The sequence below is a fragment of the Campylobacter concisus genome, assembly GCF_002092855.1.
GTDB lineage: Bacteria > Campylobacterota > Campylobacteria > Campylobacterales > Campylobacteraceae > Campylobacter_A > Campylobacter_A concisus_AI.
This window is the reverse complement of the sequence record NZ_LVLC01000001.1, coordinates 708913-723606: the sequence shown is the minus strand read 5'-3', so window position 1 is coordinate 723606 and position 14694 is coordinate 708913. Positions and strand designations below refer to the sequence as shown.

The window sequence follows — 14694 nt, the reverse complement described above, 5'->3', positions numbered from 1 at the left end:
ATATGTTCCTTTTTGCTCTAAGGTTTAATTTATAATATTTTTTATGTTAAAATCACGGCTTGGTAAAACTAACTTACTAGGAGCACAAATTGAGCGATTTAAGAAATATCCCACAAGTCGATAAGATCATAAAAAATGAAGCATTTTCGGGGCTTGATGTGAGTTTAGTCACAATGCTAGCAAGACAAATTTTAGACGAAGTAAGGGCTAAAATTTTAAATGAAAACGCAAACTTTAGTAGTGAAGAAATAATAAATTTGATCCTAAATGAGTACTATAAATTTAACAAATCAACTCTTCAAAGAGTTCTAAATTTAACCGGTATTACTATCCACACAAATCTTGCTAGAAGTGTAATAGATAAAGAAATTTTAAACCGAGCGACGCCAGTTATCACAGGATATTCTAACCTTGAATATAACCTAGAAACGGGCAGTCGTGGCAACAGATATGACTATATAGGCTCACTCATAGCAAGAGCATTTGGCTTTGAAGATGCTATCGTCGTAAATAACAACGCAAGCGCTGTATTTTTGGTGCTAAATACCTTTGCAAAGGGTAGGGAGGTAGTCGTTAGTAGAGGCGAGCTAGTCGAGATAGGCGGTAGTTTTAGAGTGCCAGAGGTGATGGCAAATGCAGGCTGCATCTTAAAAGAGGTCGGCACAACAAATAAAACTAGACTAAAAGACTACGAGTCGGCGATTTGTGAAGATACTGCAATGCTTGTAAAAGCGCACCGCTCAAATTTTGACATAGTTGGTTTTAGCGAAGAAGCCACGGCAAATGAACTAAGTAAGCTAGCACGTGAGCAAAATTTGATAGACTATTTTGATCTTGGCAGCGGTTTTTACGGAAATTTGCCGTTTAATCTTGACAAAAATGAGCCAGATTTAAAGCACTTAAGAGACGTTTCGCTAGTTAGCTTTAGCGGCGACAAGCTACTTGGCACGGTGCAGTGTGGCATCATTGTCGGCAAAAAAGAGCTCATCGCAAAGCTTAGAAAAAACCAGCTTTTAAGAATGCTTCGTGTTGATAAGGTGATCATCTCACTTTTGGCTGAGAGCATAAAAGCTTATCTAAACAAAGAATTTGAGCTAATCACAACACAAAAACTGCTTCACAAAAGTGTAAAAGAGCTTGAAAATTTAGCAAATTTTATAAATAAGAATCTAAAAACATCGCTAGAAATCGTTCGCACACAAACCTTTGTAGGAGGCGGTGCGATGCCAAATAAAAAAATTCCAAGCGTGGCTTTGGCGGTTAGTGGAGATGCAGTTTTAAATGAGCAGAAATTTAGGCAAAAAAAGGTGATCGGCCGCATAGAAAATGATAAATTTTTACTTGATTTAAGAACACTTTTAGATGACGATGTAAATGAACTAATAAAAATAATAAATGAAACGGAAGAAAAATGAGTCTAATAATAGGAACAGCAGGGCATATCGACCACGGAAAAACCGCGCTTATAAAGGAACTAAACGGCTTTGAGGGGGACAATCTTGAAGAGGAGAAAAAGCGTGGCATAACGATCGATCTAAGCTTTTCAAATTTAAGTAAAAATGATGAAAATATCGCATTTATCGACGTGCCAGGGCATGAAAATCTCATAAAAACGATGATAAGTGGTGCGTATGGCTTTGACGCGTGCTTATTTGTAGTGGCGGCAAATGACGGCCTTATGCCTCAAAGCTTGGAGCACCTTGAAATTTTAAATCTTCTTGGTGTGAAGTCTTTGATCGTGGCACTTACAAAGTGTGACCTCGTAGATGAAGCGACTATAAATTTAAGAAAAAAAGAGATAAGAGATGAAATTTCTAAATTTAAAAACCTACAAATTTTAGAAATTTTTGCCGTTAGTATAAAGGATAGGGCAAGCATTGACGAGCTTAGAAACTACCTCTTTACGCTAAGAGCTAAAAAGCGCGATGAAGACGGTGTTTTTAGATACTACATCGATAGGGTTTTTAGCCTAAAAGGTATCGGAAATGTCGTAACTGGCACCGTTATAGAGGGAAGCGTTAGTAAAAACGAGAAGCTTTTTAACTACGATGCTGGCAAAGAGGTGCTAGTAAGAAGTGTGCAAAGCCACGATAAATTCGTTGATAGCGCAGGGGTTAGCAGCCGAGTGGCGCTAAATCTAACTGGCATTGAGCTTAATGAACTAAAAAAAGGTCAACTACTTAGTAAAAAGGGCTATTTTAGAGGATTTAGAGAGGTTGATGCGGTCGTAACTGCTAAAAATCTCATTCACTCGCAAAGCGTAACCTTTTGCGTAGGAGCTAAAAATGTGCCTGCAAAGGTGCTAATACTAAGCCAAAAAGATGATAGCTACTTTGTTACCTTTAAATTTCAAAGCGATATGTTTTTGAAATTTGACGAGGCCTTTGTGCTTATCTCAGATGCGCGCGTGATAGGAGGTGGCAAGGTGTTAAATCCTGTGCTTGAGCCACTAAAAAAGGCTGGTAAAATTCTCTTTTTAGCTGCACTTTTAAAGCATGATTTTGTTGGAGCATTTTCTATACTTAAAGAAGCCCACAAAAATGGCTTTGGCATCATCTCTTCTTATCAAAGGTTTGGACTAAGTCACGAAGAGGCCGTAAATGTAGCTAAAAAAGTCTCAAACGTCTTTGTTGATGAAAAAGCTTTAAATATCTACGATCTAAGCGCGGTTGAGCGGATAAAGTCTGTGGTTAAATTTATGATAGAGAAAAATGAATTTGCTGTTTTCTCAGCTCAAAGTATAAGCTTAAAGCTTGCTTGGGCTAGCCAAAATTTAGCTCAAAAAGCACTTGATGAGCTTGAAAGTATAAACTTAATCTCTAAAAATGATGGCGTCTATACAAAAAAAGGTATTGATATAAGCAAACTAAAAGTAAGGCTTGAAGAGAAAATTTATGAAATTTTAGAAAGCGGAAAGCTAGCTCCAACGGCACCTTATAATATATATGATGAGCTGGAAATAGATAGGCTAAGTGGCGATAATGCCCTTAAAAAACTAACTGCAATGGGTAGAGTTGTAAGGCTGGAGCATAACCTTTTCATCACCAGAAATTCGCTAAAAATGGCACTTGATAAGCTAAGAGAGATCATCAAAAATCAAGGCTTTGTAAATGTCACAAACGCCAAGGATGCACTAAATTTAAGTAGAAAATATGTAATCGCTTATCTTGAGCAACTTGATCTTGAGAGTGACATAATGAAGCAAGGAAATGATAGAGTCTTTCGTGGTTAGCATTCATTTACAAAAAGCAAATATAATCCGCCAAATTTTTAAAAAGGAAAAAAATGAAAAAAGTGGTTTTGGCCTCAATATTAGCGGCAACTAGCCTAATGGCAGCAAGCGATAAGCAAATAGAAGATTTTTACTCAGAAGTTTTTAAAAATCAAAATATCGATGGTGTTAATGTAAAAGTCGTAGAACGCACTAAAATTTTAGATGATATAGAAAAAGTAAGCTTAAAATTTAGCAAAGGAGATATGTCTCAAGAAGATGTGACTTTTATTAAGGGCGATCTTATGTTTCCTGATGTTGTAAATTTAAAGGAGCAGAAGTCTTATTTGGCTGAAGAAAAAAAGGTAATCGCAGAAAAAGCAGCACTTGATTTAGTAAAATCACTAGCTAAAATTTATAAAAATGAAGACAAGGCAAATGTTGTAACTCTTGGTAATGATAGCAAAAAGCCAACTATTATCATGTTTTCAGATCCTGAATGCCCATATTGCAGAGCCGAGCTAGCAAAGATCGAAACGACATTAAAAGACAATAATGTTGAAATCATCCTAACTCCAGTGCATGAACTATCGTCTTTGCAAAAAAGTGCTTTGATCTATAAAGATATAAAAAATGCAAAAAGTGATAGCGATAAGGTTAAAATTTTAAGAAAGTATTTTTCTGAAGATTATAACGTGGATGAAAAAAATGTTAGTAAAGAAGAGAGCGACAAGATCGATACTTTACGTAAAAAATATTTCTCAGCTGGCGTTAGATCAGTGCCATTTATCATAAACAAAAGTGATCTGAAATAATCTTTTCTAGGGAGCTCTCCCTAGAATTTATACTTTAAATTAGCCTTTCTCTCAAAATTCATAAAAGTTAAAATATTAAATATATTTTCTTATATTTTTAACAATAACTTAACATATTTAATTAAAGCTTTATATTTACTTTGATTATCTTGCAATTATGCTAAATTTGCAGAGTTTAAATCTAGGCTATAAAAAGCCCTGAAATAGGCCTTGCAATATTTTAGAATTTCTAAAGTTGCAAATTGTGAAGACCAATCAAACCAAATTCTCAAATTTTTAAGTTTGAGAGCTAAGGAGAAAAAATGCAAGGATCAAGAAGAGATTTTCTAAAAAAATCTCTAAAAGTCGGTGCTGCCGGCGGTGTACTAGCAGTCTCAGCCGTAGCAAAAGTGACTAGTGACGACTTAGCTCCTGATGACAATGGTGTCGTCGTTGGCAAGTCAAACAAAAAAGAGGTGCTTTATAAAAAAAGCAAGAACTGGGAAACCTACTATAAAATCGCTTACTAAGGGAGAAAACCATGAGTGATGCACGTATAGGAAGACGTTCATTTTTAAAGCTAGCCGCACTTGGTGCTGGAAGCACAATGGCTTTTGGAGAAAATGAAACGATAAGAAAAGCAAGTGATGAGGAGATAAAAAATCCTTTCCCTGGCTCAAAAAAGGTTAGAACGATTTGTTCTATTTGCTCAGCAGGCTGTGGTATCGAGGCTGAGGTAAAAGATGGTGTTTGGGTTCGTCAAGATATGGCGATGCATCATCCGATATCTCAGGGCTCACACTGCTCAAAAGGTATCGATCAGATCGACCTTACACACAGCAAACAACGCATCAAATATCCTATGAAAAAAGTTGATGGTAAATGGCAAAGAATTTCATGGGATCAAGCTGTAAATGAGATCGGCGATAAGATGCTTCAGATCCGCAAAGAAGATGGCCCTGATAGTGTTGTTTTCTTAGGATCTGCGAAATTTAACAATGAGCAAGCATATTACTTTAGAAAATTTTGTGCATTTTGGGGTACAAACAGTAACGATCACGTAGCAAGAATTTGACATAGCGCAACAGTCGCCGGTGTGGCGAATACTTGGGGTTATGGCGCGATGACAAACCACTTTGGAGATATGGCTGCGAACTCAAAATGTATATTTATCATTGGAGCAAACCCAGCTGTGGCAAACCCAGTTGGTGGCATGAAGCACACTTTACAAGCAAAAGATAGAAACAATGCAAAAGTAATTGTAGCTGATCCAAATTTTACAAAGACAGCTGCACATGCTGATCTTTATTTGAGACAAAGATCAGGAACTGATATTGCACTTGTTTATGGTCTTATTCACATTATTCTCAAAAATGGCTGGGAAGATAAAGAATTTATAGAAAATAGAACTTACGGTATTGATGAGATAAGAAAAGAGGCTGAGCACTGGACACCAGAGGTTACATCTGATGTTACTGGAGTACCAGTTGATAAGCTACTAAAAGCTGCAGACATTCTAGCTCACACAAAACCAGGTACTGTTGTTTGGGCACTTGGCATCACTCAACACTCAGTTGGTACATCAAATACAAGAATTTTACCTATCCTTCAACTAATTCTAGGAAATATGGGTAAAGCAGGCGGCGGCTGTAATATCATTCGTGGTCACGACAATGTTCAAGGCTCAACTGATATGTGTAACCTTTCAGACAGCTTGCCAATGTATTATGGCTTAACTGATGCAGCATGGAAATATTACTGCAAAGGCTGGGGCGTTGATTATGACGAATTTATTAAACGCTTTGCAGTCTCAACAAAAGAGCCAAAACAAGGCGGTACTCCTGTTAAAAACACAGTCTTTGAAGAGTATTATTACCACGATCCTAAACATCCAGAAGATAGAAACTGGAGAAACGAAAAAGGCTGGTCACTTTCAAAATGGTGGCAAGGCGTCTTGAAAGAGGAGAATACATTTAGTAGTGGTGCATTAAGAGTTCTTTGGGTTCAAGGAACTGGTCTGACATCTATGGCGCACTTGGCTAAAATCCAAGAAGCAGCTTCAAAACTAGATATGATCGTTGTAGCTGAGCCATTTGTAAATGAAATTTCTATCCTTTCAGACAGAAAAGATGGTGTTTATATCTTGCCAGTAGCGACTGCATTTGAAAATGAAGGTCACTTAAGTGCAACAAACCGCTCTGGTCAATGGAGAACAAAAGTTGTTGATCCACTTTATGAGAGCAAGGGCGATCACGAAGTGATGTTCTTGTTTGCTAAGAAATTTGGCTTTTACGATGAATACGTAAAAGGCATGAAAATGGGTATCGTAGATCGTGAAATAAAACAAGTAAAAGATGATTTTGTATGGCCTGATGATGCGACAAATGAGATAGCAAGGATTGGAAATTCTATAGGTTATGGTGGTAGAACAGCCGAGATGTTTAGACGCCATCAAGCAAACTGGGATAAATTTGACCCAGATACGCTAATAGGTATTGGTGGTGAAGTTAAAGGCGAATACTACGGTAAACCATGGCCAGCATGGGATGAAAAACACCCTGGAACACCAATACTATATGATATGAGCAAGCCTTATGCAGAGGGTGGTTCAGGCTTTAGAAATCGCTTTGGTCTAGAGCATAATGGCGTTAGTCAGCTAGCTAGCGAAGAGACAACGCTTGTTGGCTCAGCTATAAAAGGTGGCTATCCACAAATCACAAAAGAGAATATAGAAAAAGTCTTAGGTATAACTCTAACTGAAGAAGAGAAAGCTAAGATGGGACCAAGCTGGAGTATGGATTATAGTGGTATTATCTTTGAAAAATGCCGCGAAAAAGGTGTTGTTCCTTATGGTAATGCAAGGGCAAGAGCTATCGTTTGGGAATTCCTCGATCCTATTCCAAAACATAGAGAGCCTGTTCACTCACCACGCTGGGATCTTGTTCAAAAGTATCCGACATTTGAAGATCAAGCTAGAAATTTCCGTGTTTCTACTAAGTTTAAGTCAGAGCAACAAGCAAAAGATTGGTCGAAAGAGTTCCCTATCGTATTTAGTACGCAACGTGTCGTAAACTTAAGTGGTGCTGGTATGATCGAAAGAACCAGTAAATATCTATCAGCTATTACGCCAGAGATGTTTGCTAATGTTAATCCAGAGCTAGCTTTAAAATACGGCATAAAAGACCGCGATATGATGTGGATTCACAGCCCACAAGGCACAAAGATCAAAGTAAGATGCTATCACAGCCAGATGGTAACTCCAGATAGAATTTGTATGCCATACAACTTCGCTGGTATTATGCAAGGCGTTGATCTTTCAGCTCGCTATCCAGAGGGCACTAAGCCTTATGTTATCGGCGAGAGCTTTAACACAGTTACTAACTATGGATTTGACCCAGTTACTCAAATTTCAGAGTTTAACGCAGGTCTTTGCCGTATAGAAAAAGCTGAAGAAAATACATTTAAAACATCGTTTTTCCATGAATATGGCGAGAGAGACGCCATGGGTAAAGAGTAAGGAGGAATAAAATGGCAAGAATGAAATTTTTCGTAGATACTGATAGATGTATTAGTTGTTATGGTTGCCAAGTTGCTTGCTCTTCTGCTCATGAACTTCCAGTGGGAATTTATAGAAGAAAGGTTATTACACTTCACGATGGTATCGAAGGTAAAGAGGTTTCAACTACTATTGCATGCCAACACTGTACTGATGCACCTTGTGAACAAGTTTGCCCAGTTGATTGCTTCTACATTAGAGCCGATGGCATCGTACTTCATGATAAAAATAAGTGTATAGGTTGTGGATACTGCTTATATGCTTGTCCATTTGGCGCGCCACAGTTCCCTAAAGATGGCGCATTTGGCGTAAAAGGCGTAATGGACAAATGTACAATGTGTGCAGGCGGCCCAGAGCCAACAAATTCACACGAGGAGAGAGAGCTTTACGGTCAAAATAGAATGGCCGAAGGAAAAGTGCCTATGTGTGCGGCTGTTTGTGCTACAAATGCACTTTTAGTTGGAGATGCGGCTGAAGTATCAAATGTATATCGCAAACGCGTTATGCTAAGAAATACTGGGCTAAATGCCTAACAAGAAGGAGAGCATTTGCTCTCCTTTAAATTTTAGAATCTAAACTTAAAACCTTTTTATTTTTTATAAGACTACTATTCTTATATTCAAAAGATAAATTTTAAATTTACATTAGAAAATTTCTAAAATCATTTAAAATTGGCTATTTGAAGACAAATTTCTCTTTATTATCTCAATTTGCTCTATTTTATGATAATCGTTTTTATTTTAATCAAAGTAAAACCTTGGTAATATTCGCTTCAAAAAAATCTCACAGGTGGTTTATTTAATGAATAAATTCTTAAAATTTATGCTAATTATGTTGTTGCCTATTTGGCTTATAGCAAAAAATGAGGATTACGAGCAGGTCGCAGCTCAGATAAAAGAGTCGCTACAAAAAGTAATAACAGAGTATAGAGCGGGCAATGTTGAACAAGCAGTCAGTGATACTCAAAATGCTTATTTTGGCTTATTTGAAGATGTCGAAGCTGGCATCAGAATAAATTTAGGTCAAAAAAAAGCTTACTCTATGGAGAAGCAATTTGGCGAGATCAGAAAGGCGATAAAAGCAGGCGAAGCGCCAGATGATGTGCAAAAAAGAATAGATCAGATCAATAGCGAGATCGCTGAAGTTCTACCAGTTATCTTAAAAGGGCATAGACTAGTTGGTGAGTATTCAGACAGCCCAGCTCAAGCTGCTACAACTGATTATGATACTTCTAAATTTATCCCTGAGTGGAAAGTGGCATTTGCAAATTTATCAGCTGATCTAGATAAAGCAATAGCAAGCTATGAGAGCGATAAGCAAGATGATGCCAAAAGTGCTATTCAAGATGCTAAATTTACAGATTACAGAAATACTCAACTTGAAATCGCTATTCGCCAGCATATAGAAAATGGTAAAAGCATAGATGCTGATATCCAAAGAAAGATGGGCGAAGCGATCAGCGGCATCACAAATGGTATAAGCAAAGATGATTTTAAAACTAAGCTAGATGAGATCAAGAAACTAGCATATGAGGCAATCTCAAAACTCCCAGCAGATACTGCAAAACTAGCAAAAGTTGATATGAGTGATGTAGAAGCAGCTTCTGAAGAAGATAGTGGTGCAGATTATACCAAAGTCGTTCAAAACATAAACGACAAAATTCAAGCTGCTATCACACTTTATAAAAATGGTGATGTAAAAAAAGCTATGGGCGATATCCAAGACATCTACTTTGATGAGTTTGAAGGTAGCGGTATGGAGAATAAAGTAGGCGCAATAGATGTAAATTTAAAAACAGCTATTGAAGCTACATTTGGCAATCTTGTAGCCCTTATGAAATCAGGTGTAGACGAAAAAACTCTTCAAGAAAGCGCAAGCAAGATGTCATCTCAGCTAGCAGCCGCACTTGAAAAAACTAGCGGTTCAAGCTCACCTTGGACGCTATTTATCTGGGCGCTAACTATAATCTTAAGAGAGGGCTTTGAAGCTCTTATCATCGTTGCAGCCGTCGTTGCATACCTTGTAAAAACTGGCAATGCTAAAGCGATGGGCAAAGTTGTTTATAGCTCAGTTGGCGTGGCTGTCATCTTAAGCTTTGTTATGGCGTGGATCATGAACGTCATCTTTGGCGAGGCAGCAGGTCAAAAAAGAGAGCTTATGGAAGGCATCACGATGCTTGTTGCAGTGGGACTTCTATTTTACGTTGGCTTCTGGCTTCTTTCAAATGCTGGCGCTAAAAAATGGAACGACTACATCAAATCACATGTATCTGAGTCTATCTCAAGTGGCTCGAGCACAGCGCTTTGGTGGACTGTATTTTTAGCGGTATTTAGAGAGGGTGCTGAAACTGTACTATTTTATCAGGCGCTTATTTTTGGAGCTAAAGATTCAGCTGGTTACTCGATGATTGCAGCTGGCTTTGTGATAGGACTTATCGTTCTTTTAATAGTCTATTTCTTATTTAAAATTTTTGCTGTTAAAATTCCTATTAAACCATTTTTTATATTTACGTCAGCTATTATCTTTTATATGTCGATCGTCTTTGTTGGCAAGGGTGTTGGCGAACTAGTTGAGGGCAAAATTTTCATCCCAACTATCATAAAAGGACTTAGCTTCCCTGACTGGATGAGAGACTGGCTAGGACTTCAGCCATATTATGAGAGCTTAGTACCTCAAATCATTATGGTGCTTGCCTTAATTATAGGCATCGTTATCATGAAATCAAAACAAAATAAAAACTAATCTTATTTAAAGGAGAGGAAATGAATAAAATTCTTAGTTCAGCTCTAGCACTTAGCCTAGCAGCTGGTTTTGCACTTGCTGGAGAGCACCCAATCGGCGAGCCTGTAGAGGCTAATGGTATGGAGATAGCTGCAGTTTATTTGCAACCAATCGACATGGAACCAAAGGGTATTGACCTAGCTCCAAGCCTAGCTGATTTTCACCTAGAAGCTGACATACACGCTATTGCTGGTAATAAAAACGGCTTTGGCGAAGGTGAGTGGATCCCATACCTAAAGATTAACTACGAGCTAAAAAACCTTGATAACGGCAAAGTTAAAAAAGGTACCTTTATGCCAATGGTTGCAAGCGATGGCCCACACTATGGTGCTAACGTAAAAATGGATACAGGCGTAGGCAACTATGAGCTTAAATTCCACATCGACAATCCAGAAAAACAAGGTTTTGGTCGCCACGCTGATAAAGAGAGCGGTGTTGGTAAATGGTTTGAGCCTTTCACAACAACTTATAAATTTCAATGGACAGGTGGTCCTGTTAAATAATCACCAGGGGCGTTCTCGCCCCTTTTAAAAAATTCTCACAGGGTTTAGTTATGTCAATTTATTTCTATCAGGTCTTTTTAGCCCTCCTTGGATTTACGCTTTTTGCTGCCTTAAATAACAAGGATAAAAGTTTAAAAACACTCTTTTTACCGTCACTTTTTGGAGTTATAGCTGGCGTATTTATTTTTAAAGTCGTTCGTCACGCACTTATAGATGATCAGTTTAAAATTTTCATTGATTCAGCGACGCTAGTTTTTCTACTAATTAGCATTTTATGGATATTTCTTGAGCTTAAGATAGCAAAAATTGTAACGTTTTTTATTTTAGGCATCGGCTTTGGCTTTGGCTATAGTTCAAGCAGTGTGTTATTCCCGCTATTTGGTGGTGAGCTACTAGATACGCTTTCGGTTATTAGCTTCTTTCTAATGATATTTGCAATGATTTTGCTCGTATTTTTATTCTTTTTTATTTCGAATTTAAAATCTAGCATTTCTCCATTAATAGCTAAAATTTTAGCCCTTATCACTTTAGTTTTCTTGCTAATCGATAGGAGCTCTCAGACAGCACTTGAGCTTTTGCGTGCTGGGGCTTTAAAAATAAGTAGTGAGTTAAACTCTCAGATTCTATCTGTTAGTGCAAAAGGTATTTACGTATCAGAATTTGGTACTTATTTTTATATCTTTGTGATCTTACTTTTATGCATCACCGCGCTTTTCTTTATGCCAAAAAGTATTGATAAAAATAAATTTGGTTCTATCAAATACCGCTTTACAAAAGCCATTAGAGAAAATATTTCTGATAATGCAAAATTTGCATTTTGTAGTATTTTGATAGCACTTGGATTTTCGCTCTATTATGATCTTTACGCATCTCGTCCACCTGAAATTTCAGAGCCAGTCTTGGTTGAGCCAGTGGGAGATAAATTTATATTTGATGTTGATATGCTAAAAGATAATGAACTTCACAGATTTGCCTATATAACAGATGAGGGCAAGCAGATAAGGTTTTTCTTACTAAACCGCTTTAGCGACCGTGTATCGCCTGTTATCGTCTTTGATTCTTGTATGATATGTGGCGATATGGGCTATATAAAGAGAGGCAATGACCTTATTTGCATCTCTTGTAATGTTAGAATTTTCTTGCCATCAGTTGGCAAAGAAGGTGGTTGCAATCCGATACCAATGCCATTTATCTTCGATGGCAAAAATATCATAGTTGATTATAAAACTATTACAGATGGAGCAAATTTCTTTAGTAAGGTTGTCGAAAAAATGGTGCTTGACCCAGTTAGTCGCAAAAAGGTGAGCAACCTTGAGTCAAGATCATATTTATACTATGGACGCACATATTTCTTTGAAAATAACGAAACTCAGGCGAAATTTGAAGCAAATCCAGAAAAATATGTAGAAACAAATGGAACGTTAAAATGAAAAATATGCAACTAAGAATGATAAAAAGCTCAATCACGGGCTCAAAGGTGCAAAAGACGATGGCCTTTATCACCATACTACTAGCTGCTCTTTTGATAGCTTGCATGCTAAACATTACGCTAAAAATCGGCGATCAAGTAGCAACCGAGCTTAGAGGATATGGCTCAAATATCGTCGTTTTGCCACGAGGTGAGAGCTTAAGCATTGAGATCGAGGGTAAAAATTTCACCCCACTAAAATCACAAAATTTACTCCCAGAGGCTGATATATACAAGATAAAAGAGATCTTTTGGAGAAATAATATCGTTGCTTTTGCGCCGTTTTTAGAGGCAAAAGTTAAAGATGAAAAAGGAATTGAATTTGCCTTTGAAGGAACCTATTTTGATAAAAATATCGGACTAAAAGATGAGCCAGAATTTAGCACAGGCGTTAAGAGCTTGTATGGATTTTGGGGCGTTGAGGGCGCTTGGCCAAAAGATGAAAGTATGGATGAAATTTTAGTTGGCGAAGAACTTTCTAAGGCTAAAAATTTAAAAGTTGGCGACAAGCTTAGCCTTACTGGCAAAAACGGCACAAAAGAGGTTAAAATAGTTGGAATTTTAAAAGGAGCTAGTGACGAGACGCATAAGCTAGTTGGCTCACTTAAACTTGCTGGCGATCTCTCAGGACACGCTGGATCATATACAAAAGCTGAAGTCTCAGCCATGACGATCCCAGAAAATGACCTATCGCTAAAAGCAAGAAGAAATTTAGACAATCTTGATAGCGCAGAGTACGATAAATGGTACTGCTCAGCCTATGCAGGATCAATCGCATTTCAGATAGAAGAAAATTTACCAAACGTTAGCGCAAAGGCAAGCCTTCAAGTAAGTGATGCGGAGAGTAATATCGTAAAGAAAATCCAAAGCCTAATGGGCATCGTTAGCATCATCGCTCTTGTGGTTTCAGCCATCGGCATAACATCGCTAATGACAAGTGAAATTTACCGCCGTAAAAAAGAGATCGGCCTTTTAAAAGCCATAGGTGCTAGTAACTTTGAAATTTACGCCCTTTTTGCTAGCGAGAGCCTTGTGGTAGCCTTTTTTGCAGGTATCACGGGAGCATTTTTAGGATACGCACTAAGCTACGTGATGTCTTACATCATCTTCTCTCACGGCATAGGCATAGCGTGGATCGTGCTACCTATAAGCGTGGCATTTGCCTTGCTTATCTCAGTCGTTGGCTCGCTAATGCCAATGAGAAACGTCATAAATTTACTACCTGCGGAGGTGCTATATGACCGCAAATAGCAAATTCTTTTACAATACAATTTATAAAAGTTTAAAAAATGGCTCATCAAGAGTCATGGTCATCGTGATCTCTATCTTGCTTGGAGCATGCGTGTGTGCTGCATTTGTTAATGTCTATCTTGACATTGACTCTAAAGTCTCACGTGAGCTAAAAACTTATGGCGCAAATATGATCTTTGCTCCAAAAGATATGGCGACAAGTGATGATATGAGTGAAAAAACTTACAATGAAATGATCGCCAAAGTACCAAAAGATAAGCTTCTTGGTGAGAGCGGTTATCTCTTTGCTCAGGCAAATATCGGTCCAACAAATGCTATCGTCATGGGAACAAAATTTAGCAATCTAAAAAAAGTTAAACCATTTTTAGATGTTAGAGATGGAACGATGATAAATGTTGATTTTGACGATAAAAATGTGCTAATAGGCGTCGATCTAGCTCGTCAGGCTGGCTTTAAAGCAGGCGATGATATAGAAATTCGTGCCATTGGCTCAAATGAGAGTATAAATGTAAAGATAAAAGGCGTAGTCGCAAGTGGCGACAAAGAGGATGCGCTTTTGATCACATCACTATCTTTGGCTCAAAAAATTTCAAATAAAGCTGGCAAAATAAACTATGCTGAAGCTGTTGTGCTTGGTAACTTTGATGAGATAACATCGCTCGCAAAGACTATAAGCAATGAAGAAATAGCTGCAAAACCAGTGGCAAAGGTCTCAAAGTCTGAGGGCTATATCTTGGAGAAAATAAAGCTATTAATGGCACTTGTTAGCCTTGTTATTTTGCTCATTACATCAATGTGCGTAAATACAACGCTTAGTGCTATCTTGCTCTCTCGCTCAAAGGAGATCGCACTTCTTAGAGCCATAGGTGCAAGCAAAAAGGATGTACTAAAGCTATTTGGCTTTGAGACATTTGTGACAGCGCTCATCTCAGCATTAGTTGGTGCATTTTTAGGATATTTACTAGCTCAAATTTTAGGTTATGCGATATTTGATTCTAGTATTGATTTTAGAATTTTAAGCATCCCAGTAGCTGTGATAATATCGCTTTTATTTGCAGCGATCGCAGCATTTTATCCGATCAAACGGGCACTTAATAATAAAATGGCAGATACATTAAGAGGAGAATGAT

General features: G+C 37.7%; 11 protein-coding genes and 1 pseudogene. All 12 read left to right on the top strand.

The annotated features are described in order from the left end of the window. Window positions 1–89 precede the first annotated feature (89 nt). The 12 genes and pseudogenes from selA to A3223_RS03620 all read left to right on the top strand — a co-directional run bounded on the left by selA (window position 90) and on the right by A3223_RS03620 (window position 14693). A complete protein-coding gene (gene selA / locus A3223_RS03675; RefSeq protein WP_084109017.1) occupies window positions 90–1415 on the top strand; it encodes an L-seryl-tRNA(Sec) selenium transferase in 1326 nt (441 codons plus the stop codon). Beyond that, on the top strand, window positions 1412–3232 hold the full coding sequence (gene selB / locus A3223_RS03670; protein WP_084109014.1) for a selenocysteine-specific translation elongation factor: 1821 nt from the start codon (window positions 1412–1414) through the stop codon (window positions 3230–3232). Before selA ends, selB begins: the two co-directional genes overlap by 4 nt. Before the next feature lie 53 nt (window positions 3233–3285). Next, entirely contained in the window at window positions 3286–4026 is a 741-nt protein-coding gene (locus tag A3223_RS03665; protein ID WP_084109011.1) for a thioredoxin domain-containing protein, read from the top strand. Window positions 4027–4328: 302 nt separating this feature from the next. Beyond that, window positions 4329–4535: a twin-arginine translocation signal domain-containing protein gene (locus A3223_RS03660; protein ID WP_009294906.1), complete on the top strand. Its 207-nt coding sequence runs from the start codon at window positions 4329–4331 to the stop codon at window positions 4533–4535. Between the two features lie 11 nt (window positions 4536–4546). Further along, window positions 4547–4807 (top strand): annotated as a pseudogene (locus tag A3223_RS09995) (hypothetical protein); the annotation flags it as partial. A 60-nt stretch (window positions 4808–4867) separates the two neighbouring features. After that, window positions 4868–7522, top strand: coding sequence for a formate dehydrogenase subunit alpha (locus tag A3223_RS03650; RefSeq protein WP_374057433.1), 2655 nt, complete (start codon window positions 4868–4870; stop codon window positions 7520–7522). A gap of 11 nt (window positions 7523–7533) precedes the next feature. Next, a complete protein-coding gene (gene fdh3B, locus A3223_RS03645; protein WP_084109006.1) occupies window positions 7534–8094 on the top strand; it encodes a formate dehydrogenase FDH3 subunit beta in 561 nt (186 codons plus the stop codon). A gap of 268 nt (window positions 8095–8362) precedes the next feature. Then, entirely contained in the window at window positions 8363–10303 is a 1941-nt protein-coding gene (locus A3223_RS03640; RefSeq protein WP_084109003.1) for an FTR1 family iron permease, read from the top strand. A 20-nt stretch (window positions 10304–10323) separates the two neighbouring features. Continuing rightward, window positions 10324–10845, top strand: coding sequence for an iron transporter (locus A3223_RS03635; protein ID WP_084041674.1), 522 nt, complete (start codon window positions 10324–10326; stop codon window positions 10843–10845). Between the two features lie 50 nt (window positions 10846–10895). Beyond that, window positions 10896–12275 carry a Fe-S-containing protein gene (locus A3223_RS03630; protein ID WP_084109000.1) on the top strand — a complete coding sequence of 460 codons (1380 nt, stop codon included), beginning with the start codon at window positions 10896–10898 and terminating at the stop codon, window positions 12273–12275. Beyond that, the gene (locus tag A3223_RS03625; RefSeq protein ID WP_084108997.1) at window positions 12272–13564 is read left to right on the top strand and encodes an ABC transporter permease; all 1293 of its coding nucleotides are present in this window, start codon (window positions 12272–12274) and stop codon (window positions 13562–13564) included. Before A3223_RS03630 ends, A3223_RS03625 begins: the two co-directional genes overlap by 4 nt. Then, window positions 13551–14693, top strand: a complete 1143-nt coding sequence (locus tag A3223_RS03620; protein WP_084108994.1) for an ABC transporter permease — start codon at window positions 13551–13553, stop codon at window positions 14691–14693. Before A3223_RS03625 ends, A3223_RS03620 begins: the two co-directional genes overlap by 14 nt. The last annotated feature ends 1 nt before the right edge of the window (window position 14694 follow it).

What these genes read in the sequence shown, in the direction of transcription:
- selB (WP_084109014.1), top strand. Translation starts at nt 1,412, where the DNA reads ATGAGTCTAATAATAGGAACAGCAGGGCATATCGACCACGGAAAAACC.
- A3223_RS03665 (WP_084109011.1), top strand. Translation starts at nt 3,286, where the DNA reads ATGAAAAAAGTGGTTTTGGCCTCAATATTAGCGGCAACTAGCCTAATG.
- A3223_RS03660 (WP_009294906.1), top strand. Translation starts at nt 4,329, where the DNA reads ATGCAAGGATCAAGAAGAGATTTTCTAAAAAAATCTCTAAAAGTCGGT.
- fdh3B (WP_084109006.1), top strand. Translation starts at nt 7,534, where the DNA reads ATGGCAAGAATGAAATTTTTCGTAGATACTGATAGATGTATTAGTTGT.
- A3223_RS03640 (WP_084109003.1), top strand. Translation starts at nt 8,363, where the DNA reads ATGAATAAATTCTTAAAATTTATGCTAATTATGTTGTTGCCTATTTGG.
- A3223_RS03635 (WP_084041674.1), top strand. Translation starts at nt 10,324, where the DNA reads ATGAATAAAATTCTTAGTTCAGCTCTAGCACTTAGCCTAGCAGCTGGT.
- A3223_RS03630 (WP_084109000.1), top strand. Translation starts at nt 10,896, where the DNA reads ATGTCAATTTATTTCTATCAGGTCTTTTTAGCCCTCCTTGGATTTACG.
- A3223_RS03625 (WP_084108997.1), top strand. Translation starts at nt 12,272, where the DNA reads ATGAAAAATATGCAACTAAGAATGATAAAAAGCTCAATCACGGGCTCA.
- A3223_RS03620 (WP_084108994.1), top strand. Translation starts at nt 13,551, where the DNA reads ATGACCGCAAATAGCAAATTCTTTTACAATACAATTTATAAAAGTTTA.